Source organism: Deltaproteobacteria bacterium (assembly GCA_009929795.1).
Taxonomy (GTDB): Bacteria; Desulfobacterota; Desulfovibrionia; order Desulfovibrionales; family Desulfomicrobiaceae; genus RZZR01.
In genome coordinates, this window is sequence record RZZR01000003.1 from 36,790 (window position 1) to 62,110 (window position 25,321).

At 57.7% G+C, this 25,321-nt stretch carries 22 protein-coding genes; 5 read left to right on the forward strand and 17 right to left on the reverse strand.

What is annotated here, in order from left to right; all coding sequences use genetic code 11:
- Positions 1–131 precede the first annotated feature (131 nt).
- A complete protein-coding gene (locus EOM25_00810; protein NCC23727.1) occupies positions 132–548 on the forward strand; it encodes a flagellar protein FlaG in 417 nt (138 codons plus the stop codon).
- Between the two features lie 88 nt (positions 549–636).
- Here EOM25_00810 and EOM25_00815 read toward each other — a convergent pair whose 3' ends face one another.
- From EOM25_00815 to EOM25_00890, 16 genes are all read right to left on the reverse strand, one after another.
- Positions 637–2,349, reverse strand: a complete 1,713-nt coding sequence (locus EOM25_00815) for a flagellar hook protein FlgE (GenBank protein NCC23728.1) — start codon at positions 2,347–2,349, stop codon at positions 637–639.
- A gap of 11 nt (positions 2,350–2,360) precedes the next feature.
- Entirely contained in the window at positions 2,361–3,059 is a 699-nt protein-coding gene (locus EOM25_00820; GenBank protein NCC23729.1) for a flagellar hook assembly protein FlgD, read from the reverse strand.
- Between the two features lie 12 nt (positions 3,060–3,071).
- Entirely contained in the window at positions 3,072–5,354 is a 2,283-nt protein-coding gene (locus EOM25_00825) for a flagellar hook-length control protein FliK (protein ID NCC23730.1), read from the reverse strand.
- A 62-nt stretch (positions 5,355–5,416) separates the two neighbouring features.
- Entirely contained in the window at positions 5,417–6,805 is a 1,389-nt protein-coding gene (locus EOM25_00830) for a glycosyltransferase family 9 protein (GenBank protein ID NCC23731.1), read from the reverse strand.
- A gap of 6 nt (positions 6,806–6,811) precedes the next feature.
- Positions 6,812–8,509, reverse strand: a complete 1,698-nt coding sequence (locus EOM25_00835) for a hypothetical protein (GenBank protein ID NCC23732.1) — start codon at positions 8,507–8,509, stop codon at positions 6,812–6,814.
- Positions 8,503–9,255: a flagellar motor protein MotB gene (locus EOM25_00840; GenBank protein NCC23733.1), complete on the reverse strand. Its 753-nt coding sequence runs from the start codon at positions 9,253–9,255 to the stop codon at positions 8,503–8,505. Before EOM25_00840 ends, EOM25_00835 begins: the two co-directional genes overlap by 7 nt.
- Positions 9,252–10,007: a motility protein A gene (locus EOM25_00845; GenBank protein ID NCC23734.1), complete on the reverse strand. Its 756-nt coding sequence runs from the start codon at positions 10,005–10,007 to the stop codon at positions 9,252–9,254. Before EOM25_00845 ends, EOM25_00840 begins: the two co-directional genes overlap by 4 nt.
- Positions 10,008–10,053: 46 nt before the next feature.
- A complete protein-coding gene (locus tag EOM25_00850; GenBank protein NCC23735.1) occupies positions 10,054–11,169 on the reverse strand; it encodes a DUF342 domain-containing protein in 1,116 nt (371 codons plus the stop codon).
- A gap of 8 nt (positions 11,170–11,177) precedes the next feature.
- Positions 11,178–11,522, reverse strand: coding sequence for an anti-sigma factor antagonist (locus tag EOM25_00855; GenBank protein NCC23736.1), 345 nt, complete (start codon positions 11,520–11,522; stop codon positions 11,178–11,180).
- Positions 11,523–11,529: 7 nt separating this feature from the next.
- Complete coding sequence (locus EOM25_00860; protein ID NCC23737.1) at positions 11,530–13,122, reverse strand: response regulator; 1,593 nt, start codon at positions 13,120–13,122, stop codon at positions 11,530–11,532.
- A 25-nt stretch (positions 13,123–13,147) separates the two neighbouring features.
- A complete protein-coding gene (locus EOM25_00865) occupies positions 13,148–13,624 on the reverse strand; it encodes a D-tyrosyl-tRNA(Tyr) deacylase (protein ID NCC23738.1) in 477 nt (158 codons plus the stop codon).
- Positions 13,621–14,046: a 6-carboxytetrahydropterin synthase QueD gene (queD, locus tag EOM25_00870; GenBank protein NCC23739.1), complete on the reverse strand. Its 426-nt coding sequence runs from the start codon at positions 14,044–14,046 to the stop codon at positions 13,621–13,623. The genes EOM25_00865 and queD overlap by 4 nt, the downstream gene beginning before the upstream one ends.
- A complete protein-coding gene (locus EOM25_00875; protein ID NCC23740.1) occupies positions 14,043–17,498 on the reverse strand; it encodes a DNA polymerase III subunit alpha in 3,456 nt (1,151 codons plus the stop codon). The genes queD and EOM25_00875 overlap by 4 nt, the downstream gene beginning before the upstream one ends.
- Positions 17,499–17,520: 22 nt before the next feature.
- On the reverse strand, positions 17,521–17,847 hold the full coding sequence (locus EOM25_00880) for a hypothetical protein (GenBank protein NCC23741.1): 327 nt from the start codon (positions 17,845–17,847) through the stop codon (positions 17,521–17,523).
- Between the two features lie 16 nt (positions 17,848–17,863).
- Complete coding sequence (locus tag EOM25_00885; protein ID NCC23742.1) at positions 17,864–19,351, reverse strand: LysM domain-containing protein; 1,488 nt, start codon at positions 19,349–19,351, stop codon at positions 17,864–17,866.
- 51 nt (positions 19,352–19,402) lie between these two features.
- The gene (locus tag EOM25_00890; GenBank protein NCC23743.1) at positions 19,403–20,236 is read right to left on the reverse strand and encodes a hypothetical protein; all 834 of its coding nucleotides are present in this window, start codon (positions 20,234–20,236) and stop codon (positions 19,403–19,405) included.
- 226 nt (positions 20,237–20,462) lie between these two features.
- On the opposite strand from EOM25_00890, the gene EOM25_00895 reads away from it, so the two are divergent.
- From EOM25_00895 to EOM25_00910, 4 genes are all read left to right on the forward strand, one after another.
- Positions 20,463–22,118, forward strand: coding sequence for an alpha-D-glucose phosphate-specific phosphoglucomutase (locus EOM25_00895; protein ID NCC23744.1), 1,656 nt, complete (start codon positions 20,463–20,465; stop codon positions 22,116–22,118).
- Between the two features lie 151 nt (positions 22,119–22,269).
- A complete protein-coding gene (locus tag EOM25_00900; GenBank protein NCC23745.1) occupies positions 22,270–22,572 on the forward strand; it encodes a helix-hairpin-helix domain-containing protein in 303 nt (100 codons plus the stop codon).
- 135 nt (positions 22,573–22,707) lie between these two features.
- The gene (locus EOM25_00905) at positions 22,708–23,262 is read left to right on the forward strand and encodes a CvpA family protein (GenBank protein ID NCC23746.1); all 555 of its coding nucleotides are present in this window, start codon (positions 22,708–22,710) and stop codon (positions 23,260–23,262) included.
- On the forward strand, positions 23,259–24,053 hold the full coding sequence (locus tag EOM25_00910; protein ID NCC23747.1) for a nucleoside triphosphate pyrophosphohydrolase: 795 nt from the start codon (positions 23,259–23,261) through the stop codon (positions 24,051–24,053). The genes EOM25_00905 and EOM25_00910 overlap by 4 nt, the downstream gene beginning before the upstream one ends.
- A gap of 9 nt (positions 24,054–24,062) precedes the next feature.
- On the opposite strand, the gene serB is transcribed toward EOM25_00910, so the two are convergent.
- Positions 24,063–25,319 (reverse strand): phosphoserine phosphatase SerB, encoded by a 1,257-nt coding sequence (serB, locus tag EOM25_00915; GenBank protein ID NCC23748.1) that lies wholly within the window; start codon positions 25,317–25,319, stop codon positions 24,063–24,065.
- Positions 25,320–25,321 lie beyond the last annotated feature (2 nt).

Sequence of the window (25,321 nt, forward strand, 5' to 3'; positions counted from 1 at the left end):
TAAAACAGTATATTAAGTATATTTTTGGCCATTTTTTCCCTTTCATGTCATCCTTCCGGCCTTAAAAATCCTCCCATCCGTCATTTTTTTCCCACCCCTAAAGTTTCAAGTGCTTTCGGCCGATTATTGTTATGACCATCAAGGAGGTAAGAAGCATGATCATCCAACCACTCCTGCAGCAAAACGACGGGGGAGCGGAACGACTGGCAGCCGAAGCACGGCACCGTGTTGAGGAATCCATCGGTCGTGACCAGGAAATGGCTCAACGCGAGCAAAAAAACACCGTCCAGAATTTCCAGCAACGCGAAGACGACGAGCTTCTCGATCGGGACACAGCCCGAACCTTGGCCTCGGCCATGGAAAGCTACGCCTCGGCCATGGGCTCCCAGCTCAAGTTCAATCTCGACGACAAGCGAAATGTTCTCCAGGTCGAGGTGATCGATCCGGCCACCGACAAGGTCATCCGAAAAATTCCTCCGGACGAACTTGTCGATCTGGCTTCTTCTCTGGAAAAAGCCACTGGGATCATGATGAATCGAATGTTTTGAGTCGGACCATGTCTTGGCCTCCCAAACACCGATAGCCCGCTGAAATCCCAGCGGGCTATCGGTGTTGGTTGTCGACTTGGAGCCGTTCTTATCTCTTGAGTTGTATGAGAATGGACAGCATCTGGTCCGTGGTGGTAATGGTTTTGCTGTTGGCCTCGAACCCCTTCTGTGTCGTGATCATGTTCACGAACTCCGTGGCCAGATCGACGTTGGACTGCTCAAGGGAGTTGGAAGCGATGCTCCCCTTGCCGGCCGTTCCAGCCAAACCAGTCAACGGCGGTCCGGAAGACCGGGTTTCCGAGAACAGGTTGTTTCCTTCCCGGTACAATGCGTACTGATTGTTGAAATCTGCCAGGGTCAAGGCGTAGAGTTCCAAGACTTGACCGTTGGAATACCTACCAACGAGCACCCCGTCCCGGTCCACGGAAACGCTCTGCAAAAATCCCGCACCATACCCGTCCTGAGACTGGTACAGGGTGGTTGATCCCGTACTATACGTTGTGCTCGACAGGGCGCTGATTTCCGGATCTCTTACGGTCATCAAATTGTCCGGGTCAGTTCCATATGTCGCAGGATCACCGCCTGTGGCACCCGAGTTGCTCGTCCATCCAGGGCCAATGGGATTAACGGGATCTTCTTCTAAGTTCTTGTTGCGCAATCCAAAATTGATTTCAATATTCTTGGGATCTGCAGGAGGATTTGCGGTGGCGCCTCCCGGGTAGGAAGTCGAGCTGGCATTTGCGGCTCCAGTGAAGTTGGCCGTGCAGATGGGGTAACCGTTCTGGGAAAAATTGGCAGGAGTCCACTCAGCCAAATCACTTGGGTCGGCGGGAAAAGTATACGGACCGCCATCCGGACCGTCCGCATTAATCGTGAAACCGGTCATGCCCTCGATCTCGCCGGCCGTGTTGAAGGTCAGGGTCCCGATCATCAACACACCGCGCATCCTCTCGTTATCTCCCCCTGCGTCTATAACGAATTCCCGATGATCTTCGTTAGGCGGAACCGTGACCATGTACTCCACATACTTCTTGCCTCCGGCCGCATCGATAACGTCCTCGTGGTTGACCGGATCGAAATACACGGTAAGATTGTGCGAAGTTCCGTTCTCGTCATATACCTTGATCGTGCTTTGGTAGGCATATTGAGCGTCGCCTAATGGCGGGTCCACAGTAGCGTCCCAATTGCTATACAAGGCGAAGAACGGGTCCGTTTCGCTGGTCGACTTGTCTTCCGCCCTGGAATCGACGTTCACAATCATGCTGACGTTCGTGGTCGCCTGAGGCGGAGACTGAAAATTTTCCAATCGGATGTCGGTTGGTACACCGATGGTCTTGACCCCGACCGTGGCCGAACTGGTCGACGCCGTCGTGGCCGCAGCGGAGATGTTTTCCCGCTGCACTTCCCAGCCCTGAAGCACGTAGCCATTGGGATCGACCAGATAGCCATCCTTGTCGAACCGAAAATTCCCGGCCCGAGTGTAATAATTCGTCTCATACCCCTTGGGGGAGACCATGAAGAATCCCTTGCCACCGATGGCCAAATCCGTGGCCTCGGTGGTGGTTTCCAGGGAGCCCTGGGCGAAATCGGCCATGACCGTGCCGACCATGACGCCCCGCCCTACCTGTCCGCCCCCTGCCGCCGTGGTGATGGACTGACTCAAGGCGTCCATGAAATGCATCCTAGAACCCTTGAAGCCTAGGGTGCTGACGTTGGCGATGTTGTTACCGATGACCGACATGGCCTCGCCATGGGCCTTGAGTCCGGTGGTGCCCGAGTAAAGAGCTGCTGACAAACCCATAACGTACCCCCTTATACTTCGGATTCTTGGGCCTGCTGGCCCGAATCCACCACTTGAGTAACCTGCATGAAGTCGAGATACCGCCCGTCCTGCAATCGAAGATAGATCTGACCGCCCACATTCTCCACTCCGGCCACCACCCCGGCGACCTCGGAATTGACCAGGACGGGCTGCCCGTTGACTCCTTCAGCCGCGATATAAACGTAGTACACACCGTCCGGGGCTGAGCCACCCATGTAGTTGCTGCCGTCCCAGGTGAACTCGTAGGATCCTGGCTGCTTGGACATGGCGTTGGCCGAATAGATGATGTTTCCGTCAGCGTCGTAAACGTTGATGTACATCTTGGCCGCCACGTCGTCGAAGGAGTAATAGATCGGGCCAGCCTTGCCGTCGACCTTGCTGACCTGATTACCTTCGGCGGTCACGGTCTTGCCGATGAAGCTCACCGCTCCGAGCATTTCCTGCCTGCTTGAATTTTCCTGAAGGCCGTCGATGCCCTTGGCGATCTGGGTCAACTGTTCGAGGCTGGAAAACTGGGCCAGTTGGGCCGTGAATTCCTTGTCGTCCATGGGATTCAGGGGATCCTGGTGCCGAAGCTGGGTGACCAGAAGCTGGAGAAAGGCCTCCTTGCCCAGTTCTGACCGGTCTCCGGTCTTCTTCTGGTCAAGGGCCTGTTCCTGCTCGTAAGTCCCGATGACGTTCGTGATCATAATTTCATAACCTCACGCAAAGATGTCCAACCCATCGGAGGAAAAACTTTCCGCCATGCCTGGACTTTGCATCTCCCGGACCACATCCTGGCCGCCTCTCTGAAAGAGTCCCTGCCAACGCATCTTCCGGGCCTGCCTGGCCACCTCCTCCTGCAGTTCATTGTGGCCCTGGGCGCCCGTCCATTCTCCGGCAGAATCGTGATGATTGGCCTCGGATTGAACGTCCAGCCGCGAAACCCTGAGCCCCTGTTGCTCCAGATTCTGACGCAGGGCCTGCATCTGATCGCTCAAGGCCGTGGCCGTATCGGTGTTCGAGGTGTGCATGACCGCCTGAATCTCCTTGCCCTTGACCTGAAGAACCACCCGAATGGTTCCCAGGTCCTCGGGCTGCAATCGAAGCACGAGCTGTCTCTTGCCCTGGCCCAGATCCCTGAAGACACCCTTCTCCAATTGAGCCAGAATCTCGTTCGAACTCGGCTTGGAAGCTGACTGAGCCATGGATCTGGTCTTCTGCCCGGCCTCTGTTCCGGCATCAGCCTTGACGTCCGCCATGGTCTGCGTGATTTGACCGCTCAGCTCTCCAGTCTTGGCAGCCGCTCGGAAAAAACTGCCTGCGGCCCTGTCGTTCGAAGCCGCCTCGCCGTGACTGTCCTTGGCCTTGGCGTCCTGTCGAAACCCGAACTGATCGGCACCCGGACGTTGTCCTTCAGAAAATTTTCCTGCGGCCGTCACCCGATTCGACAGACCTTCCCGCAACTCGGTGTCGGCCTTGACGGCACTGCTGAAACGTGTGGTATCTTTGCCAATGGCCTCAGTACCAACTGTTTCGACATTGCGCTCTCCACCTGCCACGGCATCGTTCCTGGCCGAATTTGTGCGGGTATTCCGAATTTGATCTGCGGCAGTTCCATCCTTAAGTGTCCGTGTTCGGATGGTGTCCACAAAGTGAGCGTCCTCTTTTCCTTCTTCCGAATTCATGCCCTCGCCTTTGAAGCCGCCTTGCCTTCTCTCTTGCCCATTGAAAAGTTGGTTTTTCAAGGAAGACCGATCCATTTGAATCTCGATGGCCTTGTCGGCATCTGCCGACTCCTGACGATTCATGCTCATTGATCCGACTTCCGCCGAGGCCCCTTTGCTCATTCCTTTCAAATCTTTGCCCACAACTTGCCGGAATTTAGATCGGGCACCGTCGTTTCGGCTATCCCCAAGCAATCTTTGATTGTCCCTGTTTCCGACACGACTCTCATCAATTTGGACATGCTCACCTTGACGTGCCAACAGAGACAAAGCCTTCTTGGCCTCTGGACCAACTTGGCCCACCGAGGTCAAATCGACTCTCGTTTCTTTCGAAAGAGAAACCCAGCCGAGGACCAGACTCGCTTGCTTTTGAGCAGACAACGCCCCGAAGCCTTCCTGTCGCCAGGGAGGAACCGATTCGGAACCGGCCTTGGCTTGTCCCGATGTCTGTATGGCCCGCTTCATTCGCTCAACGAGTCCGTGGACCTCAGTATTTCCTCCTGCCAAGCCCTTCAAAAAAGACATGAGGGCCTGCCACTCCTCCAGCCGGATACTCGTTGTTTCTTTGTCACGATCCTCCGGCAAGAGGGGCTCAGCACGCCCATCGGCGATCTGTTCGAAAGTATCTCTCGAATCGAACTCATTTCTTTCCTGCCCAGCCGCGTCCTCGAGAGAAGTTCGCTCCGCTTCTCCCGACAAGCCTTCGGCAACATGCCCGACATCACCCTCGGACAGCGGATCATTCTGGCCCTGATCGTCGTCGGGATAGCCGCCGGAGTATTGAGGACTCTCGTCGGCCCGGGCTTCCACCCCGCCGCTCGCGGCATCAGGCCCATACCCGTCGTCACGAGATCGGCCGTGATTGTCTGAGTCGTCCCCGACTGTTTCACGGCCCCGGGCCGCTTCGGTCGTATCCGTCGACCAATCCGAAGATAACTGTTCATGCGCGTCCGGTTCATGCTGCGCCGAGGTTGGGGAATACTCGATCACCATTTCTTGCGGAGTTCCTTCCCACCATGAACAATCGGAAACTTTGCCGGCATCCGAATAATCGGTCCATGGTTCGGAAACCGACCGACTGTCGCTCGGCTGAGAGATAAGGTCGAACGACTCCTTGCCGGTCTCGAACAGGGGTTGCCCACCTTGGCTATCGAACAGAAACCGGCCAAAAAACGACTCGAAAAGCTCATTGGCGCTTTCCGGAAGGGATGAAGACGTTCCCGGGCTGACATTGGAGTTTGACTCGGTGCCGGACGAAAAAAGGGGAAAAAACTGCATACCGGACCTCCTTTGTCCGGTAGCGATACAAAACCCGTACCCTTCAAAAGAAGGCCCTGGGCTCAGAGGTCAAAGGGAAGTGCGTCGATCAGGAAAAGGCAGGTCTTCAGGGCTTCCCGACCATGGTCTCCGTTATCGAGCACATGCTGGACATAGCTGGTCAAAGGCCGGATTCCGGGGGGGAACGAACGCCAGAAAGAAAGGGGGCCAAAAGATAATGATGATTTAGCCTGACGACCAAGGACCAAGGCGAGACGGACTCGGGACCGGGCCAGGGCCAGGGCCAAATCGGGAAATGTTTGCCGCAGGAGGAGCCATTTGGCCTTCGCTTCCTGGCCAGAGCCGGGTCCGAAAACCGACCAGAAAAATGCCTTCCAGAAAGTACTCACGCACTCCCTGGCCTCCGGTCGAGCCTTTCTCCCGACCGAAGCCAAATCGTAGAGCCCGTCCGCATCCCGTCGCACAGACCAGACCCGGAGGGTCGAAACCTCCATTCTGACGATTTCCTTTCTGAGAACGCGGCTGGCCAAGGACGATATCTTGGTTGCCGTGACCGCGTCGGCGCAAAAAACCCTATTTTGCCGACACGACCAGCACCCTGTACAACTCGATCCGGACCTGACGATCCAGCTTCCGGGCCGAAATGGTCCGGTGTCCCAGGGATACACTGGCCCTATAGACAAATTCAGAACCGGGAGGCCGGCCCATGAGGCCAGATGCATGGGACCAGTATCCGGGGCGATCAACAGGTTGAGGCTCGCGAAGACACGCATCAGTCCGGCCAAATCGGTCTGGCCGCAAAGGTTCATGACCTTGGCAGGCAGGGCACGACTGATGGCCCGCCCTACCGAACTCTCGACCTTTCCACCAAGCAGAACCGGGGCGTGCCCCTGGCTCAGAAGCCGCTGGGCGAGGGAAATCCAGAAATCCACCCCTGGAGTTTTGGCCGCAGTGCTCGCGCCTGGGAAAAGGCCGATTCTGGCCGGGATTCCGGTCCTGCACACTGGCGTCGGCCAGACGTGACCCCGAACCAGATCCGGCACAAGATCCAATCCGTACAGCTCAGACCAGTGGAATCTGTTGTGGCGGCTGTTGTCCGTCAGGCTGGATCGGTACAGGTTCCAGTCGCCCCTGATGTACAGTCGTCCGTCCGGCGTCCGAAAAGGGCCGAAGAGCGCCTCAGCGCGAACTCCTCCAGCTAGGGCCGCTGCTTCCTCTCTGGAGGAAAGATTCAGACAAAACAGGAAGGTCTGGGTCTTCAGGGCCGGATCGGACGGCAAAACATGACGGACCTTCGGCCCGATGCCCTGGAGGGCCATGGAAACAGGGGGCTGGGCCGCCACCCAGACCGGATGCCCGGGCCAGGCCCGAGCCAGCCAGTCGAACAGGGGGAAGGCCATGACCATATCGCCCATCCGATGCATCTGTATGACGAGGATCGGCTTGGCCACGAAACCTCAAGCGTAGACCTCGGCCATGATCTTGGCGATCCTGGCCAGGCGGTGATCGTAGGTGTGTTCGGCCAGAACCCGAGTCCTGGCCGCGGCCGCCATGGTTCGGCGTTGCTCCGGCCTTGCCAGATAATGACGGACCAAATCCGGAATCTCGTCCGGATGACTGAAACAGACCACCTCCCGGCCGGGCTCGAACAGGGTCTCTATCTGCTCTCTGGCGTCCGTCAGCAAAAAGCTCTCGCAGGCCGGAACATCGAAGACCCTCTGGTTGACGGCCCCTTTCATCTGCATGCTGGTGCAGTTAAAGTTGACGGCCACGGTTGGATACAGTCCTGGAAGATCCCGATAGTAGTTCATCTCCGCCTGCCATCGCCAGGAATGGTCCCCGGGCAGAAGTTTCCTCCACCCCCGGTCGCCGACAATCAGCGGCCTGAACTCCAAAAGTCGCTGCACGCACGCGAGGCGGTACGCGAGAGTGGCCTGCCAGGTCAGCATGGTCTCGAAGGCCAGTTGCCGCTCCAGTGTTCCGAGTTTTTGAAAATGGGCATAGAGTTCGGGATGGTTCTCTTCAAGAAAGACCCGGACCGACCGGTTCGAACTGGCCGCATATTCATCGGCCGTCTGTCGGTAGATCCGCAAAAGCTCACGTGGAAAACGTCCGGCTTTGAGCCTGGCTCCGACCTTGTAGACCATGGAATTTCCGACAAAGGCCGCGTCCCATCCCACCCCGGTTCGGACTGGAACAAAACGGGTCACATCGGTTCCCAGGGGGAGATACTCGACCGAAGAGAAACCCAGGCTCCGCAATCCCTCGACATTGTCCCGGTCCCAGGTAAATACGGCCACCCACTTCGAGACCAATCCCTGATAGAGCGACAAAATCAGTTCCGGATTGTCCACGAACCACGAAGCCAGGGGCAATTCCATCCGGGACAGAAGATCGGTCAGCACCCCTTCGCGGTCCACGCCGAGATGGTTGACGGTCAGGACGAAATCCGGACGGAACTCAAGGACGGCCTGAAGAAGCCCCTCTATGAAAGCCGTGCATCCTTGCTCCTGGCTTTCCATCTGCAAAAGCCGGCAGGTGAATCCGCACCTCCGACAGGCCGATTCAAGTTCCCCGATGAGGAAATAGGAACTGGTCAGAAGCAGAATCCGTGGCAAGGCCGGGTTGGTGAACTTTTTGTATCTGAGCCTGTCCCAAATGTTGAACCGCGCGCTGGCCTTGAGATGTTCGAGGATTGGGCGATAGTACTCCGGGTCGAGACGCAGATAGGCGGGCAGAATCACCGGGACCAACGGCAGGCCTCCGTTTCGAGTCTGCCATTGAGTCAGACGGTTCAGGGCTTCACGAACATCCCCGTCCGAGACCCAGAACAGGTTCGAATGCCTGGAGACGAGAGTGTCCAAACCGGTCAACCTGAGAACATCGAATTCCTTGTCCACCAGGGCCACAGGACCGGCCCAGCCTTCCAGAAAAAATTTCAGGCCATGGCCAAGGCCGCTTCCCAACACCACCGGCAAGCAGGGTTCTTTCCCCATCAGGGCTTCGAAGACGCGACGTTCGGACACTGGCCCGCCTCGACCGCACAGAGATACCTCCAGCCCGGCTTTGACGACAACCACGTCCAGTAGTTCCTCCCCGTCCAGAACAGGACGGGCTTTCGCCCGGGAGAGGAAACCGTTTCCTTGGGTCACCATTTCTCGAACTGGGGCTGATGGTAGTAGAACTCCACCCGGCGGTTCATATCCCGGTTGGTCTCAGAGACGTTCGGCACCAGAGGCCGTGTCCCGGCATAGCCGATGGCCTTGAGCCGCGAGGGGGAAATCCCCCCCTTGTCCACCAGATACCGAACCGCCGCCGCGGCCCGGGACGAGGACAATTCCCAATTAGAGGGGTAGACGCTCGACGCGATGTACTGGTCGTCCGTATGCCCTCTGACCACAAGATCGAAATTGTGCTCCTTGAGAATGCCGATCACCGCATTCAAGACCAGAGATGCATTGGGTTCGAGGACGGCGGATTGGGGAGGAAACATCAGCCCGCTTTCGACCCGCATCAACACGCCTTGGTCGTCAGGAGAAATCTCTATGCCGTTCTTGATTTCCTGGTCGTTGCTGACCAGGGCCTTAATCTGGAGCGTTAGATCCAGGATCGCCTTGCTCTCCCTGTCAAGGGCAACGTCCTGGCGTTCGTAAAGGGAAGGGGAAAAGGCCACGTGACTGGTCGGAGGTCGTTTGACCTGAACACCAAACGCATCCCGGACCGAACCCATCATGTCCTGGAACTTCTGAATGTCCATGTTCGCGAACGACAAAAGGAGAACGAAAAAGGTCAAGAGCAGAGAGACCATGTCGGCGAAGGTGGCCATCCAGGGAGGCAGACCCTCTTCGCACATGCGATCTTCCTGTTTTTTGCAACGCACCTGCCCGGACCTGGCGGTCATTCCGCACCTCCCCGAAGGGTGGGTGATAGGAAGGCCTCCAACTTCTCCTGCAAGATCCTCGGGTTGTCACCGTTCAGGATGGAGACCACCCCCTCGACCGTGATCTCCATGTACAGGGCGTCCAGGGCCGAAAGTTGGCCCAGCTTATTGGCGATGGGCAAAAAGACAATGTTGGCCAGCAAGGCCCCGTACAAAGTCGTCAGCAGGGCCACGGCCATGGCCGGACCGATGGACGCCGGGTCGGAAAGATTCTGAAGCATATTCACCAGGCCGACCAGAGTCCCAATCATGCCGAAGGCCGGCGACATGGTCCCCATGCCCTTGAAGATACCCTGGCCCTGGTGGTGGCGCTGCTTCATGAAGTTGATCTCGGTCTCCATGACCGATCGGACCAGATGTTCCTCGGTGCCGTCAGCGACCATGAGCAGACCTTTCTTCAGAAAGGCGTCCTCCACCGGAGCCTTTTCCAGGGCCACCAGGCCATCTTTTCTGGCCACGTTGGCCAGATCGACGATCTGGCGGATGAGCCTCCGGGCGTCAGGGGCCTTACTCAGAAAGGCCTTGAGCATGACTTTGAAGCCCCCGAAAACAGCGATCATCGGATACATGACAAAAGTCACGCTCACGGTCCCACCGATGACGATCAGAATGGACGGCACATCGACGTACGCCACGAGGCTTCCGTTGAAGAGGATGGCCGTGACGACAAGGCCGAAACAGGCAACAATGCCGACAATAGTTCCTAAATCCATGCGCCTCCCGGTTCGGCGGACGCTCCGATCGTTATCACTTCGAGCCTCATTTCTCCAGAGCCGGGGACAGCATGGCCACCTCGCCGTCCTGGAGCACAAACCTTTTGTCCCTGAGAAAATCATTAACCTTCATCTGCGAGCTTCCGATCTGGACAAACACTCCGGGCCTGATCTCCCCGGGAATCAACAACTTGGCCCTAGGATTGAAACCGGCCTCCAGATCCTCCCAGGTACCGGCGCGTTTTCTCTTCAAGATGTCGAGCTTCCGCTCCAGTTTGGCCCCCTCATCCAGGCATCCCTCCTTGTGGGCCGCTCCTTTTTCGGCCTGCCGGGAGCAGAGATCCAACCTCGCCTCGAGGCGCTCGATCTTAGTGTCCAATCCTTCGACTCGGGCAAGCAGACCAGCGTCGTAACCCAGAACCACCTTGGTCATGGTGTTCATGCCGCCTCCAAGTTGCTCCCCGACGTAGACCGCATGGCTGGAGTGGACTTCGCCGCCCACAAGCCGCTTCCGGACGGTGATAAACCGGCCCGCGTAGAGGTTGCAATGCATACTCGCCCCGTCGACGATTATGGACTCCCCGGCCTTGAGAATCGCATTCTCGGCATACGAGCACCGGATGCTCCTGACCGCGTTTACCATACCCTTCTTGGCCCCCTTGATCCCGCCTTCGATCAGAACCGACCCTCCGGCCTGAAGCGAGGCCGCCTCGACATTGCCCTGGACCCTGATGTCCTGGGCCTGGCATTCAAAACCCGAGGCCACGTCACCGTGGACGATGGCGTCCGAAACAAAATAGACGTTTCCGGTCCTGGAGTTCACCCCCTTGCGCAGGTTCAGGACCCGTTTCACGTGAATTTTTTCGTCCAGATAGAACACATACCCGTTGGCCGTGGAGACGAGCTGGTCGGGGTTGGCCGGGTTGGGCCTGCAATTGTGGCCCGCCGGAAAAATCTTGTCATCGAAAACGAATTTCGGATCCAAACCCGCAGGAAGGGCATCGTCCGGCACCGGGATCCATTCGGCCAGCACCTGACCGATGATGGAGTTCTGCACGTATCCGAGATTGAAATGATCGACCCGTCCATGATCGTCCGTTTTGGGCTTCAGACGCTGATAATCGAAATCCGGGTCGAAATGATGCTTGAGAAAAAAACGCATCGACAGGCTCAGTCGGGAAGGGAGGCCAAGAGATCTTCCTCGTCTTGAACAATGGTCAAAAACGAGGTCAACTTGACCAGATGCAAAGTCTTGGTCACCGATTGAGAGGGTTTGTAAATAAAGAAGCTTTTGCCCCGCTGCTTGATCTGATTGTTCAAGGCCACGAGCAGGCCAATACCAGAGCTGTCCAGAAAACCGACGTCGGTCAACTGAAAGACAAGGGCCTGCCAGGAGGGATCTGCCAGAATTTCCTCCATGCGGGCCTTCAGCCCGGCCGTGGTGTCCAGGACCAGTTCGCCGTCCAGCCTGATCCAAGCCACTCCATCCCTGTATTCGACGGAAAGATCTTCCATGTCCAGCCTACCTCGTCCGTTTGAGCATGAGCAGAGAATTGCGGTCGCCCCGCCGCTGCATTTTCACCTCGTCCATTAGGGCACGGATGATGAACATCCCCCGACCGTGGATCTGTCGGCGACTCGGGGTCGTCACCGCCTCCTTGCGCTCAAAATCTCGCCCCCAATCCTCGATCTCCATAGATACCCCCCATGAAGGACGGAATTCGACCCGCAGCATGACCCGGCCCGGAAGCCCATTGTATCCATGAACGGCGATATTTGCCAATGCTTCGGTCATGGCCAGTTCGCAGTCGAAAAGAATCGATTCGTCTCCAATGTGCTCCCGGAGGAAGGTCAGTACCGTTCTCGTTATTGGCCTGACCATACCGATGGATACGGGCTCGTCAATGGTCATGACCTGGTTCTCGGCGACCGTATTTCTGATCGATGCGGGCTGGGCGCATATCTCCCCGCCGGAAGACGGGTTTCGGGCCTCGATCCACAGAGCGGTCAGATCGTCCCTATAGGTAGCCGGGGAAATCAGAGCGGCCTCCATCTCGATCTTCAGCCCCTCGAGCCGAAACGGCCTTTCCCGGGTCAGGCGCACGGCCAGATCCCAAAATCGCTCGAACCCGAACAGCTCACTCTGGCCCATATCCCATTCATACAGGCCGTCGGTGAACAAAAATAGACCGGCCCCCGGCATGAACTCGCACTCCTGGACCTCGAACTCCAGGGGAAAAAAACCCAGTGGTGGATACTGGGGGTCCAGCCGCTCGTGCCCCCCTCCGGGACGAGCCAGAATGCCGGGACAATGTCCCGCGTTGACAAAAGACAGACGATGGGCATTGAAATCGATCTCCGCTGCGAAAAATGTCACGAAGTCGGCTTCATCGCCCAGGGTCTCGGTCATCTGGGTGTTGATCAAGGCCATGGTCCGAGCCAGGGAGGGAAGATGTTGCCGAGTTCCCTGGACGAGAGCCCTGATCATGGACATGACAAAGGCAGCCCGAACTCCGTGGCCGGACACGTCGGCCATCACCACCCGGACCGTGTCCGGTCCGACCGGGAAAAAATCGTAGTAGTCGCCGCTGGCCTGCCCAGATGGGTGGTACATGGCCTGGATCAAGGCTCCGGGGCAATCCAGATATCCCCGGGGGAGAAGTTTGGCCTGCAGCTCGGCCGCAGCGGCCACGTCCAAAGCAATCCGCTCGTAGGCTTGACGAAGCTGGCGCATGAGCTGGACATGGCGGAGGGCCGAACCGGCCCGAGCCATGAGGACCTCCATGTGAAAGGGCTTGGTCAAAAAATCATTGGCGCCGAGGTTGAGGGCCTCGGCCATGTCCTGGGGCGTGTCATTGGCGGTCAAGACGATGACGTACACGTCCTGGTCGTTGGCCTGCTCCCGGATATAGCGAAGGCATTCCTTGCCGCCCATGCCCGGCATATTCAGATCCAGGAAGATGCAATCGGGCCTCGACGCCAGATAGGCTTCAAGGCCAGGCTCTCCATCCTCGGCCACCTCAACCTGGAAACGTTTCCCCAGGGCTCCGCGCAGCAGTTCGCGGATAACCGGCGAATCGTCGATGACCAGACAGGACATGAGAATATCGTTCATGGTCCCAGCTCTAAGCGCCCGATTTTCAGCGGGCACTCTCAAGTTCTTCACTGTCCAGCACAATCGTCACCGGCCCCCAATTGCAGAGTTCAAGATCCATGTCTGCTCCGAACACGCCCATCCGGACTTTGCCGAAGGAGTGTCCCATCTCCTGAACAAAGGCCTCGTAGGCCAATTTAGCATCAGGACTTGGCAGGGATCCGGAATAGGAGGGCCGACGTCCCTTCCGGCAATCGGCGTACAGCGTGAACTGGGATACCACCAGGACTTCCCCGCCGTGATCGACTAGGGACAGATTCATCACCCCTTTTTCGTCGGGAAAGATTCTCAAATTCAGGATCTTGGAAATCATGCGGGTTCTTCGTCCGCCGGCCTCCAGGGAATCTGGCGAATCTTTGGGGCCGAAAGCCGCCAGGAGCAGGAGTCCGGTTCCGATTTCGGCCACGGTCTCGCATCCGACACAAACATTAGCCCGCCGAACCCGTTGCAAAGCAATTCTCATGCACAATCATCCGGAACCATTGAGGATACTCCGTTCCGACTTCGAAAGGTGGCCGTGGACCCGGCCTTCTCCGACACCGAAACGTATTCCAGGCGGACCGCCAGCCCCTGGACTTTGGAAGCCAAGGCTTCGTAGATAAAACGGGCCAGAGTCTCGGAAGACGGATTGATCTCGGTGAACTCCGGCAATTCGTTGAGGTGGCGATGGTCCAGCAGGGACAATACCTCCCCAAGCATGGCCTTGAGAGTCTTGAAGTCCAGAAGGATGCCTGTCTTGGGGTTCAGCCTCGTCCCGCTGACCGCCACCTCGACCCCGAAGTTGTGGCCATGCAGGGCCTCACATTTCCCTTCGTAGTGTCGAAGCTGATGCGACGCGCTGAACTCGCCAGCAACGGTCAAGGTCCATTCGCCGTTGGTCGTCATTGAGGCCTCCCGCTCAATCGCTCATATTCCCGCCAAAAGGACGGCTCCGGCCCAACGCACCACCGCCCTCCCAGTTGGAGCCGGCAGTGAAAATCATTGTCCCGCACCGAAATCCGGACCGGGCAGGAACCGGGGTGGGCGGCCAGCAAGCCAGCAAGACCGTCGAGGCAGGCGTCCAGGTCCTCTGACGAGAACTCTAAATCCACAGGCTCGGTTCCGGAGCTTATGACATCCGTCAAGGAAACAAAGGACTCGGCCAAAACCTTGGTTCTGGCGGACGTTCCCTCCTCGGCCTGGTCCTGATCCCGCTTCAGGCTTCCCTCGATGACCAGAGGAACGTCCTGCTCGAGCCATTGTCTGCAGGTCGCGAAGACCGACGGAAAGATAACCGCCTCCGCAGCTCCGGTCATATCCTCGATCTGGGCGAAGGCCATCCTTTCGCCTTTTTTGCTGACAATCTTCTTCAATCCGGTGACAACAACCGCCACCCTGACCTTGGTCCCGTTGTCGAGGTCCAGGCAGTCGGCCAGGCGCTTCAACCCGAGGCGGTCAATGTCCGTGCGGTAAGGAGAAAGCGGATGGCTAAAGAGGAAAAATCCGAAACTCTCCTTCTCCAGGCGCAGACGCTCCTCCTCCGGATATTCGTCGGGTTCGCTGTCAAGGTCCATGCCCAAACCCGTCATGGAACAGGTCTTGGTCTCGGGCATGAAGGTCATCAGCGACAACTGGCCCATGGACTTCTGCTTGGCCGTCTTCTGAGCCGCAGACTGGGCCCGGTCCAGACCGGCCATCAACATCGCCCGTGCGCACCCCAGACAGTCCATGCTTCCGGATTTGATCAAACATTCGAGGACTTTTTTGTTCACCCTCTTCAAATCGAGTCTCTGGCAAAGGTCCAACAAACTCTGGTAGGGGCCCCCAGCCTCACGCTCGGCCACCAAAAGCTCCGCCGCTCCCTGACCTACTCCCTTGATACCGGCCAGCCCAAAACGGATCTTTCCGTCCTCAACCGTAAACTGGTATCGACTCCAATTCACGTCCGGAGGCAGGATCTCGATGCCGGCATCCCGACAGGCATTGATGTGGACCATGACCTTGTTCGAATCGTTGACCTCCGAGGTGACGATGGCAGCCATGAACTCCACCGGATAATGGGCCTTCAGATAGGCCGTCTGGTAAGAAATCAGTGCATAGGCGGCACTATGGGACTTGTTGAATCCGTAACCGGCGAACTTCCGGACCAAGTCGAAGATGTAGTCCGCAGCCTCGTCGGGTATGCCGTTGGCCCTGGCTCCCTGAAGAAACCGAGATCGCTGCTGGGCCATGACCGCCTCGTCCTTCTTGCCCATGGCCCGCCTGAGGATATCCGCCTCCCCCAAAGAATAATTGGCCATGTCCGAAGCTATACGCATGACCTGTTCCTGATAGAGAATTACTCCGTAGGTGTCCTTGAGGATCGGATCCAGGACTTTTTCAAGGCAGGGATACGGATACTCGACCCTGGTCCGGCCATGCTTGCGGTCCACGAAATCCTTGACCATGCCACTTTCTAGCGGACCTGGGCGGTAGAGGGCCAGCAGGGCGACGACATCCTCGAAACAGGTCGGGCCCAGATCCTTGAGAACGGCCCGCATCCCCGAGCTTTCGAGCTGAAAGACCCCCTCGCTCTCCCCTCGGCCAAGCATTTCGTAGGTCTTGGCATCGTCCAGGGGAATGGTCTCCAACACCGGGGGAGCCACTCCCCGCCCGGCAATCAGCTTTAAAGTCTCATCGATCACGGTCAGGGTTTTGAGACCGAGAAAGTCGAACTTGATCAGCCCGGACTTTTCAACCTTCTTCATGTCAAACTGGGTGATCAGTTCGTCGTTCTTGCCCTTGAAGAGCGGAACGTACTCCATCATGGGCTTTCTCGAGATGACAATACCCGCTGCGTGGGTCGAAGGATGCCTGGCCAACCCTTCCAACCTGCGGGAAACATCCAGAAGTTCGGCGATTGACTCGTCCTCGTCGGCCAGCTTCTGAAGCTCCGGCTCCTGCTCCAGGGCCTTTTTGAGGGTCATCTTCAAATCCGTGGGAACGAGCTTGGCCACCCTGTCCACAGTGGGCAAAGGAATGTCGAGAGCTCTGCCGACGTCCCGGAGCACCCCACGGGCCTTCATGGTCCCCACAGCGATGATCTGGGCCACGTGATCGAAGCCGTATTTTTCCGTAACATAACGGATGACCTCGTCCCGTCGATTGTAGCAAAAATCCACGTCGATGTCCGGGAGGCTCTCCCGCTCGACATTCAGAAACCGCTCGAAGATGAGTCCATAGCGGATCGGGTCGAGATCGGTGATCCGCAGGGCGTAGGACACGAGGCTTCCGGCCGCGGACCCCCGACCAGGGCCTACCGGGATTGATTTGGACTTGGCCCAGTTGATGAAGTCCTGAACAATCAGAAAATAGGCCGGGAACCCCTTTTCACAGATGATGTCCAGCTCGAAGTTCAAGCGTTTCCAATAAATTTCCTCGTCGATCTCATAGGGCAGTGCCTTGATCCTGGCCTTGAGGCCTTGGTTGACCAAATCCCGGAATTCCTCCTCAAGGCTCCGCCCCTCGGGCACCTGATAGACCGGAAAATGGTGCACGTTCAGTTCCAATTCCACATTGCAGGCCTGAACAATCCGCTCCACGTTCTCAAGCGCCTGGGGACAGAAGGAGAACTCGGCCTCCATTCGCTCCGGCGACTTGTAGAAGAACTGGTCGGAACCGAACCTAAGACGTTTTTTCGTTTCAACGGTCTTGCCGGTACCGATGCAAAGAAGCACGTCGTGGGCCTCAGCGTCTTCCTCATTCAGATAATGGCAGTCGTTGGTGGCCACCAGCGGCAAGCCTGTCTGGGCGGCCAGCTTGACCAAACCCTCATTGGCCTCCCGTTGATCGTCCATGCCGTTTTCCATGAGTTCCAGATAGAAACGGCCCGGAAAAATGGCTGCATACTCCTTGGCGGTCTTCAAGGCGGCGTCCATGCCTTCGTGCCTGTACCGATACGGGACTTCCCCTTGGAGACATGCCGAACAGGCGATGAGCCCTGCCCCCCATTGCCTCAGGGCGGCCTTGTCCACCCGGGGTTTGTAGTAGAATCCTCGGGTATACCCGGTCGACACCAGACGGACGAGATTGTGATACCCTTCCAGGTCCTGGGCCAGAAGCAGGAGATGAAACCGTTGCTGATCCTTGTCTTCCATGGACCGGGGGGCCACATAGACCTCGGATCCGATGATCGGCTTCAATCCGAAGGAACGGGCCTTGAGATAAAAATCCAAGGCTCCAAACATGCTCCCGTGATCGCTGATGGACACGGCCGAAAAACCGAAATCCACCGCCTTGGCGCAGAGATCCTGGATTCGGATTGCTCCGTCCAGAAAGCTGTACTCGGTATGGCAATGAAGATGGGTGAAATCTGACACGATGATGGAGTGGTGTTGAGTGTCACTCGAAGGCAAAACCTTCAAGCGCCTCGTTCAGAGGAATTGTCTTGGACAACGTCCCTTCGGGGTCGATCAGGTACCGCTCCATTTCCCAGGCCTCGACGTCAATGACGTCGATCCAGGCCCGGCCCTGACGGGCGACGGATCGGGAAATGAGGTCCACGATCTCCTCGTGGGCCATATATCCTCCCTCGTAGGCTATATCCGCTGTCCCCGGACCCTGCCGACAAACTTCAAACTCGGGTCCGAGGGAACACAAAACGTCCAGGTCGGGCTCGCTCGCTCCCTTGATGGTCGCGTAGAGCTTCAGTCTTGGAGCGTGGGCCACTGCGCGACGCCGGTCGTCACTCCATGTCCCGAACGGCGAAACAGCGATAGCCCTTGAGGGAAAACAGGGCCACGAGATAGGGATCGGCCGTGCGCTCGTCCAGAAGAACGACCTTGGTCTGCTTGCTGTCGATCACCCGGGCTGGGACGGACAGGGCCACATGTCCGCCTTGGGCCTTCCAGGACAGGTACAGGGTCCTCTCGGCCGCCAAGCCTTCATTCTTGAGACAGGCGAAGTATCCGGACAGATCCTCCGGACATTCGCCTGAAATATCGGCAAGCCCTGGAACCTGAAGCAGCCCGGTTCTGACCTTGGCCCCGCGAATCCAGGGCACAAACAGCGCGCCCCGGCCAATGGCCTCTCTGTCTTCCTCCTCGGCCGACAAGTTTCCATCCGGGGGAATGGTGACCAGGTAGACCCGAGCGAGTTCCAGATAGGAACGAAGAAGTTCCGGAAACTCCCCTCCACCCGACTGGGACACGGTGAAAACATGCAAAACGCTGTCCCCATCACACTCCACCTGGACCAGGGCCTCTGCCTGGGCCTCAATGCCAACGCCCCGGGAATGGACGATGAAAGGATGGTTGCGGGTCCAGAACTTGAGCCGACCCGGATAGGCTTCCGCCAAAGGCGGGGCTAAGCCTGCCATGGTCAGGGGACGGCCATACACGCATGTCTTGGGAAAAAGACGCTTCAACTCGTCAGGCCAGGATTTGAACATATCCTGGGGCACGAATACGATCTGACCGCCCAAGGGATCTCGGGCAAAACGAACGGCCCCTAGATCAATCCGCCACCAGCGGCCCCCCGGAGCAGGAATCAGGACTTCCCTTCCCTTAGAGAAGACGAACCCGAGGCGTTCGACCATGGCCCAGGTCACGGCCGGCCAGTCTACGGCCATGGTCTGATCCGCCACGTCCCGTTGCCGCTTCTCTGAGGCCATGGGAACCCGAACCGGGACCAGGAGGCGCATCCCGGGAGTTATTCTGTTCACGTCAACGAGATCGGGATTCAGGCGGTGAAAGGCGGTCATGGTGTCCTTAGACACAACACCTCCATCCAAAACCCCGTGCCTTCGAAAAATCTTGAACACGCTCTCGCCCGGCTGGACCACGTGTTCTATGCTTCGCCACTCCGGAAGCACCTGCGCAGCCTCATCATCCTCGGCTTGAATCAAATTTTCGGCGGATCCGGCCTCGGCTTGATCCTCTGCAAATGTTTCGCTTTCCCGGCCGGGAAGAAAAACGACTTGGCCGGGCTTCAGAATTTCAACGTCACCGATATCGGGATTCAAGGCCCTGATCTCCGGTAGAAGGACCCGGCAGTCATCCTGACAGTATCCGCTCTCTCGCAGGATCTTGAACAACCATTCTCCTTTGCTGACCGTGTGGCTGACGACCTCGGTTCCGCTTTCCTCGGCCTTCGAGCGGTCAGGCTGGATCAATCCCGACAAACCGGCCAAGAATACCATCGCCCATATCAGTGGTATCGATTGTTTTTGCATAGCCCAGACATTTGAACCATATCAATCCGCGGGTCAAGGCCCCGATGCATCTTAATCTGAATCTGCCCCGGTGTTGGCCCGGCCATGAAGCCGAGACATAAATTTGATGAAGGAATCTACTCCCGAATCCCGATACTCGGAATAGATCAGGACAAATTGGGCATAATTCACCCTATACCCGTAGAGGTTGAACGTTGTCTTCTCGTCCAGCCATTCCAGGCTGAAAATCTCGGCCAGACCGGGATGAACGGGAAGATCCAGGGCCGTGTAGTAGTCATCCGGGCCGAGCGAATCGGAGACGAGCGAGGGATCCAAGCCCAGTTGATCCAGAATCTGGTTGGCAGTATCCACCAGCAATTCTACCCCGGGGTGGTTTATGGTGTGGAAAAGGCGTCGTTTTCGACCCTCGGAAATCATCCGATCCAGATATTTTATGGGCGTCCTGACTTCCTTGCCTCGCTCATGGGCCAGAGATCGTTCAACGATTCCCTGAAGATCGTAGTGTCTGAGCAGAGACGGCCTAGAGGCCAGATGGATGAACTCCTTTCTGGTCGGACGATGTTTTCTGATGTCTTCGAGCAGCCTGTCTCGAAGGACGTTTTTCCCCGCGTTGAACTCCAACGGCCAGTACGTCCGGCAAAAATAGTTGGGAATACACAGCGAGACGCACTTGGGTCCGAGTTGGGACAAAAGGCGGTTGGATGCCAATTCTCCCCACTCGTCTCCCAAATATTGATACAGAAAGACGTCGCAACCTGCGAGGACATCAGCCGGTAAGGGCTCCCGGATGTAGTTGGTGAACAGGCGGCAATCGAAAGCCTGAACGAACTCGTCGTGACCTCCGAGCATCCGCAAAAGGACCTCGCCCTGACAGTTGGCATGCATGACCAATTCCCGTTTCACGACCGTCCCTGAAATCCTCGGCCTTTGTTTTTTCCACACAAACCGTGCGCTCGCACCCGTGTCCTCTTGGCCGCCATGATTTTCGAACCCTTCCTGTATGTACAGGCCAGTACTATTTGGAAACCAGTTTGACTTTGCCTGGGATCAATGATGAATGTCGAAAAAATTCCCGCCCAGGATAATCTCAGCCCACGGCAGGAGGCTCTCCATGCGACCCCACCCCTTAGCCGGCCGCCCGGTCCCCGATGAGGACCTCGCCAACATCCCGGCCCTCGTGTCCGCCTACTACACCTTGTCCCCGGACCCCGAAGAACCAGCCCAGAGGGTTTCCTTCGGCACATCAGGGCATCGGGGTTCAGCCCCTATGCGAACTTTCAACGAGGATCACATTGCCGCAATCTGCCAGGCCATCGCCGATTGTCGACGGAAAGCCGGCATCGACGGCCCTCTCTTTCTCGGCAAGGATACCCATGCCCTGTCCGAGCCGGCCTTTTTGACCTCTCTGGAGGTCCTCGCCGCCAACGAGATCGATGTCCGTATTCAAAACGGAGGAGGCTATACCCCGACCCCAGTTGTCTCCCACGCCATTCTGACCTGGAACCGCGGCCGGTCCGAAACCCTGGCCGACGGAATCGTGATCACTCCGTCCCACAACCCTCCCCAGGACGGCGGCATAAAGTACAATCCGCCCCAGGGAGGCCCGGCCGACACGGCCACCACGACCGACATCGCCCGACGGGCCAACAGGCTCCTGTCCGAAAATCTGCGGTCAGTTAGACGCCTGACTCTGGACCGCGTCCGGGCCTCGGGCCGAATCCAGCCCTTTGACTTCATTGACCACTATGTCTCGGACCTCGAAAACATTGTGGACATGAAGGCCATTCGCCAAGCCGGCCTCCGGCTCGGAGTCGACCCCATGGGAGGCTCGGGCATCGCCTATTGGGACCCCATCGCCGATCGCTACGGGCTGGATATCGTCGTGGTCAACAGGCGGGTGGACCCCACCTTCTCATTCATGCCCCTGGATCGGGACGGGGTCGTACGCATGGACTGCTCCTCGCCCTTTGCCATGTCGAATCTCATCGCGCTCAAGGACCGCTTCGACATCGCCTTCGCCAACGACCCCGACTACGATCGGCACGGAATTGTCACCGCCGGATCCGGGCTCTTGAACCCCAACCACTATTTGGCCGTGGCCGTGGACTATCTCTTTTCCCATCGGGAGCAATGGGGCACGAAGGTCGGCATTGGCAAGACCCTTGTGACCAGTTCCATGATCGACCGAGTGGCCGCAGGCCTGGGTCGCGAAATTCACGAGACCCCTGTTGGGTTCAAGTGGTTCGTCAACGGGCTTCTGCAAGGGACCCTGGGCTTCGGCGGTGAGGAATCGGCCGGGGCCTCGTTCCTGCGCCGGGACGGAACCGTCTGGACCACGGACAAGGACGGCATCATCATGGATCTCTTGGCCGCTGAGATCACCGCGGTTCTCGGGCAGGATCCCGGAGCCCGGTATCGGCGACTGGAGGATCGGTTCGGGTCCTCGATCTATGAGCGAACAGATGCCCCCATCGACGACATCCGCCGCCAAGCCTTTTCCAGGCTCAATCCCGAAAAAATGCAACTGAAGGCCCTGGCCGGAGAACCCGTCCTTCAGGTTTTGACTCGGGCCCCAGGCAACGACGCACCCATCGGGGGACTCAAGATTGTGACAGCCAGCGGCTGGTTTGCAGCCCGTCCCTCGGGAACGGAAAATATTTACAAGATCTATGCCGAAAGCTTCATGGGGCTCGATCATCTCCGCAGCATCCAGGCCGAGGCACAGGTCTTCGTCGACCAGACCCTGGCCGACTGCATCGAAACATGACCTGTTCGCGTAGGCGATCCGAACGGCTGCCCGGCAACGCGCAACGATACGGAGTGTCACCTTTTTGATTTTCTCTTTATTCCTCTTGCAAAAATTATAAAAAATCTGTACCGATCGTTCAATTTTTAATTTTTTCTGAAGGAGGTTGCGTATGTTCCAGAAAATTGGCCGCATCGTGTTTTGTCTTCTCGCCCTTGGTTTGATCGTGTCCACTCTGCCGGCCTCGGCGTCGGAAAAAATTGACATCAACACGGCCTCTGCCGAAACCCTCCAGACCATTCCCGGCATCGGGCCTGTTCTGGCCGAGAGGATCGTCGAGCAACGCACCGTGGAACCGTTCCAAAGCATCGAACAAATCAGGCTGGTCAAGGGTATCGGAGAGGAAACCTTCAACAAGATCAAAGACTATATCATGGTCACGCCCCACGCATCGAACCGCGACGCCAACCAGTGACCCTGTCGATGATTTTTCGCCGCCGACCCGGCTCATCCGGTTCGGCGGCGCTCCTTCACTCTTTACCCCATACCGGATCTGCGCTACCCAATCCTCCCCATCACTTGAAACCTCGGACAAAAACGGACCGACTCCATGAACCTGCTCGACATCATCATCCTCGGCGTGGCCGCTTTCATGCTCATACGAGGGTGCTTCCGGGGCCTCGTCCGGGAAGTGGCCTCCATTGTCGGACTCGTCCTGGCCTTTTATCTGGCCAACTCCTACCATAATCAAATCACTCCTCTCGTGGCCAGATACGTAGTCTACGAATATGCCCAGGCTATCTCGTATCTACTTGTATTTTTAGGTGTAATGCTTGGAGCCTTTCTCGTTTCAACGATCGTTCGGCGCTTTCTTCGCCTGATTATGCTCGGCTGGCTCGACACCCTCGGGGGAGGAATCCTCGGCGGAGCCAAGGGTCTTCTTTTCGGATGCGTTCTGATCCTGGCCCTGACCACCTTCCTGCCCCAAAACTCACCCATTGTGGCCAGTTCAAAACTGGCCCCACACCTCACGCACCTTAACAAACAGATCTCAGCCCTTCTGCCTCAGGAAATGAAGGAACAATTCAAGGAAAAGAGCAAGTCCTTGGCCGAATTCTGGAAGGGTGAATGGGCAGAAAACCTCAAGGATACGGACCGGCAATGAGCGACAACCCCATCGACGAAGTACTTGACCGTCTGCTGGCCCCGGAGGGATGCCCGTGGGACCGAAAGCAGACGCCTCTGTCCCTCTGCGACTATCTCGTGGAGGAATGTTTCGAACTGGCCGAGGCCATCCGGTCCGGGGTCCTGGGCGACATTGATGAGGAGCTGGGCGACGTCTTCTTCCTGCTCTTCTTCATCCTCCGCCTCTACCGTGATCACAATTTGACCGCCGATCAAGTCTACCGGCACTCGGCGACCAAGATGATCCGCCGCCATCCCCACGTCTTTTCAGACACTGTGGTCGGCTCCATTCGTGAGCTCTGGGACAATTGGGAACGGATCAAAAAAGAAGAAAAATCCGAGAAGGAAACCGGACCGGGTCCGAAGCGAGCCTTTGCCTCCCTACCGGCATCTCTCCCTCCCCTGCTCCGGGCCTACAGAATCAACGCAAAAGCCGCCAGGGTCGGGTTCACTTGGCATTCGGACGAGGATCAGGAGACCGCCCTCGGCCATGAGTGGCATGAATGGCTGCAGGCCCTCGACCGGAAGGACAAGGACCACATGGAGGACGAATTCGGAGACTATCTTTTTGCCCTGGTCGAATACGGCCGCCGCCGCGGCCTCAAGGCCAACGCTGCCCTGTCCAGGGCCAACGCCAAGTTTTTGAGACGCTACGCGGCCATGGAGGATTTGGCTGCCGAACGGGGATACGAACTTGATTCCCTTGATCTTGAATCCAAAAACGAGCTCTGGGACGAAGCCAAGGCCGGTTCCGGGGTCCCCGCAGACTAGCCGCGGCAATTACTTCAGACTTGGGGGACCTTCCCCGGCAGGCTCCTCGGAGCCAGGGAATGCGTCCCGGTCCCGAATGCCCAAAAAATAGAGAATTCCGTCCAGACCGAGGTGAGAGATGCTCTGCCCGGCTCCGGCCTTGACCACGGGCTTGGCGTGAAAGGCGATGCCCAATCCGACGATGTCGATCATTGGAAGATCGTTGGCCCCGTCGCCCACGGCGATGACCTGCTCCAGGTCGATACGCTCCTTGTCTGCAATTTCTCTCAGAATTTCGGCCTTCCGAGCTCCGTCCACGATTTTCCCGACGATCTTCCCTGTCAGGCGTCCGCCTTCTATCTCCAGTTCGTTTGCACAGACATAGTCGATGTCCAGACGTTTCTGAAGCAGTCGCCCGAAATAGCCGAACCCGCCCGAAATAATGGCCAGCTTGTAGCCCAGAAACTTGAGGGTCCGGATCACCCGCTCGGCCCCTTCGGTCAAAGGCAGAGTCCTGGCCACCTCACCGAGGACTTCAGCCGGAAGCCCCTGCAGGAGTGACACTCGCCTTGTCAGGCTTTCTCTGAAATCCATCTCACCCTGCATGGCCCGGGCGGTGAGTTCGGCCACCTCGGCCCCGACCCCCGCGGCCTTGGCCAGTTCGTCGATGACCTCAGCCTCGATCAAGGTCGAGTCCATGTCAAAGGCCACCAGGCGGCGGTTTCGGCGAAAGGCGTTGTCCTCCTGGAACGCGATGTCCACTCCGCAATTCCTGGAAATGTCCATGAAGGCCGAACGCATGGCCGTCCGGTCCAGCGGCGTGCCTCTGACCGAAATCTCCATGCAGGCTCTGGGCCTGACTGCTTGCCTCCGAAAGGAAATCCGGCCCGACAGGCGGGACATGAAATCGATGTTCAGGCCGTTTTCAAAAATGACCGCCGAAACCATGGCCAGGGCCCTAGCCGAGATCCTCCGGCCCAGAATGGTGACGATGTGCCGCTGCCGGCCCTGGACCGAAACCCATTCCTCGTAGCGTTCCTCCCCGATGGGCGTAAACTTGAGCTGAACGTCGAGATTGTGGGCCCTGTAGAGAAGTTCCTTGAGGATCGGCGACGACTCCGACTCCGGAGGAATCTCCACCACCAGCCCCAAGGCCAGTCCGTCATGGATCACGGCCTGGCTGATGTCCAGGATATTCGCATTGTACTGGGCCAAGACTTCCGCAAGGCTGGCCGTCAGACCCGGACAGTCGCGTCCCGAAACATTGATGAGTATGATCTCGCGCATTC

Excerpts from the sequence above, each read along its gene's own strand:
- EOM25_00810 (NCC23727.1), top strand. The coding sequence starts at position 132 with ATGACCATCAAGGAGGTAAGAAGCATGATCATCCAACCACTCCTGCAG.
- EOM25_00815 (NCC23728.1), bottom strand. The coding sequence starts at position 2,349 with ATGGGTTTGTCAGCAGCTCTTTACTCGGGCACCACCGGACTCAAGGCC.
- EOM25_00820 (NCC23729.1), bottom strand. The coding sequence starts at position 3,059 with ATGATCACGAACGTCATCGGGACTTACGAGCAGGAACAGGCCCTTGAC.
- EOM25_00825 (NCC23730.1), bottom strand. The coding sequence starts at position 5,354 with ATGCAGTTTTTTCCCCTTTTTTCGTCCGGCACCGAGTCAAACTCCAAT.
- EOM25_00835 (NCC23732.1), bottom strand. The coding sequence starts at position 8,509 with ATGGTGACCCAAGGAAACGGTTTCCTCTCCCGGGCGAAAGCCCGTCCT.
- EOM25_00840 (NCC23733.1), bottom strand. The coding sequence starts at position 9,255 with ATGACCGCCAGGTCCGGGCAGGTGCGTTGCAAAAAACAGGAAGATCGC.
- EOM25_00845 (NCC23734.1), bottom strand. The coding sequence starts at position 10,007 with ATGGATTTAGGAACTATTGTCGGCATTGTTGCCTGTTTCGGCCTTGTC.
- EOM25_00850 (NCC23735.1), bottom strand. The coding sequence starts at position 11,169 with ATGCGTTTTTTTCTCAAGCATCATTTCGACCCGGATTTCGATTATCAG.
- EOM25_00855 (NCC23736.1), bottom strand. The coding sequence starts at position 11,522 with ATGGAAGATCTTTCCGTCGAATACAGGGATGGAGTGGCTTGGATCAGG.
- EOM25_00860 (NCC23737.1), bottom strand. The coding sequence starts at position 13,122 with ATGAACGATATTCTCATGTCCTGTCTGGTCATCGACGATTCGCCGGTT.
- EOM25_00865 (NCC23738.1), bottom strand. The coding sequence starts at position 13,624 with ATGAGAATTGCTTTGCAACGGGTTCGGCGGGCTAATGTTTGTGTCGGA.
- queD (NCC23739.1), bottom strand. The coding sequence starts at position 14,046 with ATGACGACCAACGGCGAATGGACCTTGACCGTTGCTGGCGAGTTCAGC.
- EOM25_00885 (NCC23742.1), bottom strand. The coding sequence starts at position 19,351 with ATGCAAAAACAATCGATACCACTGATATGGGCGATGGTATTCTTGGCC.
- EOM25_00890 (NCC23743.1), bottom strand. The coding sequence starts at position 20,236 with ATGCATGCCAACTGTCAGGGCGAGGTCCTTTTGCGGATGCTCGGAGGT.
- EOM25_00895 (NCC23744.1), top strand. The coding sequence starts at position 20,463 with ATGCGACCCCACCCCTTAGCCGGCCGCCCGGTCCCCGATGAGGACCTC.
- EOM25_00900 (NCC23745.1), top strand. The coding sequence starts at position 22,270 with ATGTTCCAGAAAATTGGCCGCATCGTGTTTTGTCTTCTCGCCCTTGGT.
- EOM25_00905 (NCC23746.1), top strand. The coding sequence starts at position 22,708 with ATGAACCTGCTCGACATCATCATCCTCGGCGTGGCCGCTTTCATGCTC.
- EOM25_00910 (NCC23747.1), top strand. The coding sequence starts at position 23,259 with ATGAGCGACAACCCCATCGACGAAGTACTTGACCGTCTGCTGGCCCCG.
- serB (NCC23748.1), bottom strand. The coding sequence starts at position 25,319 with ATGCGCGAGATCATACTCATCAATGTTTCGGGACGCGACTGTCCGGGT.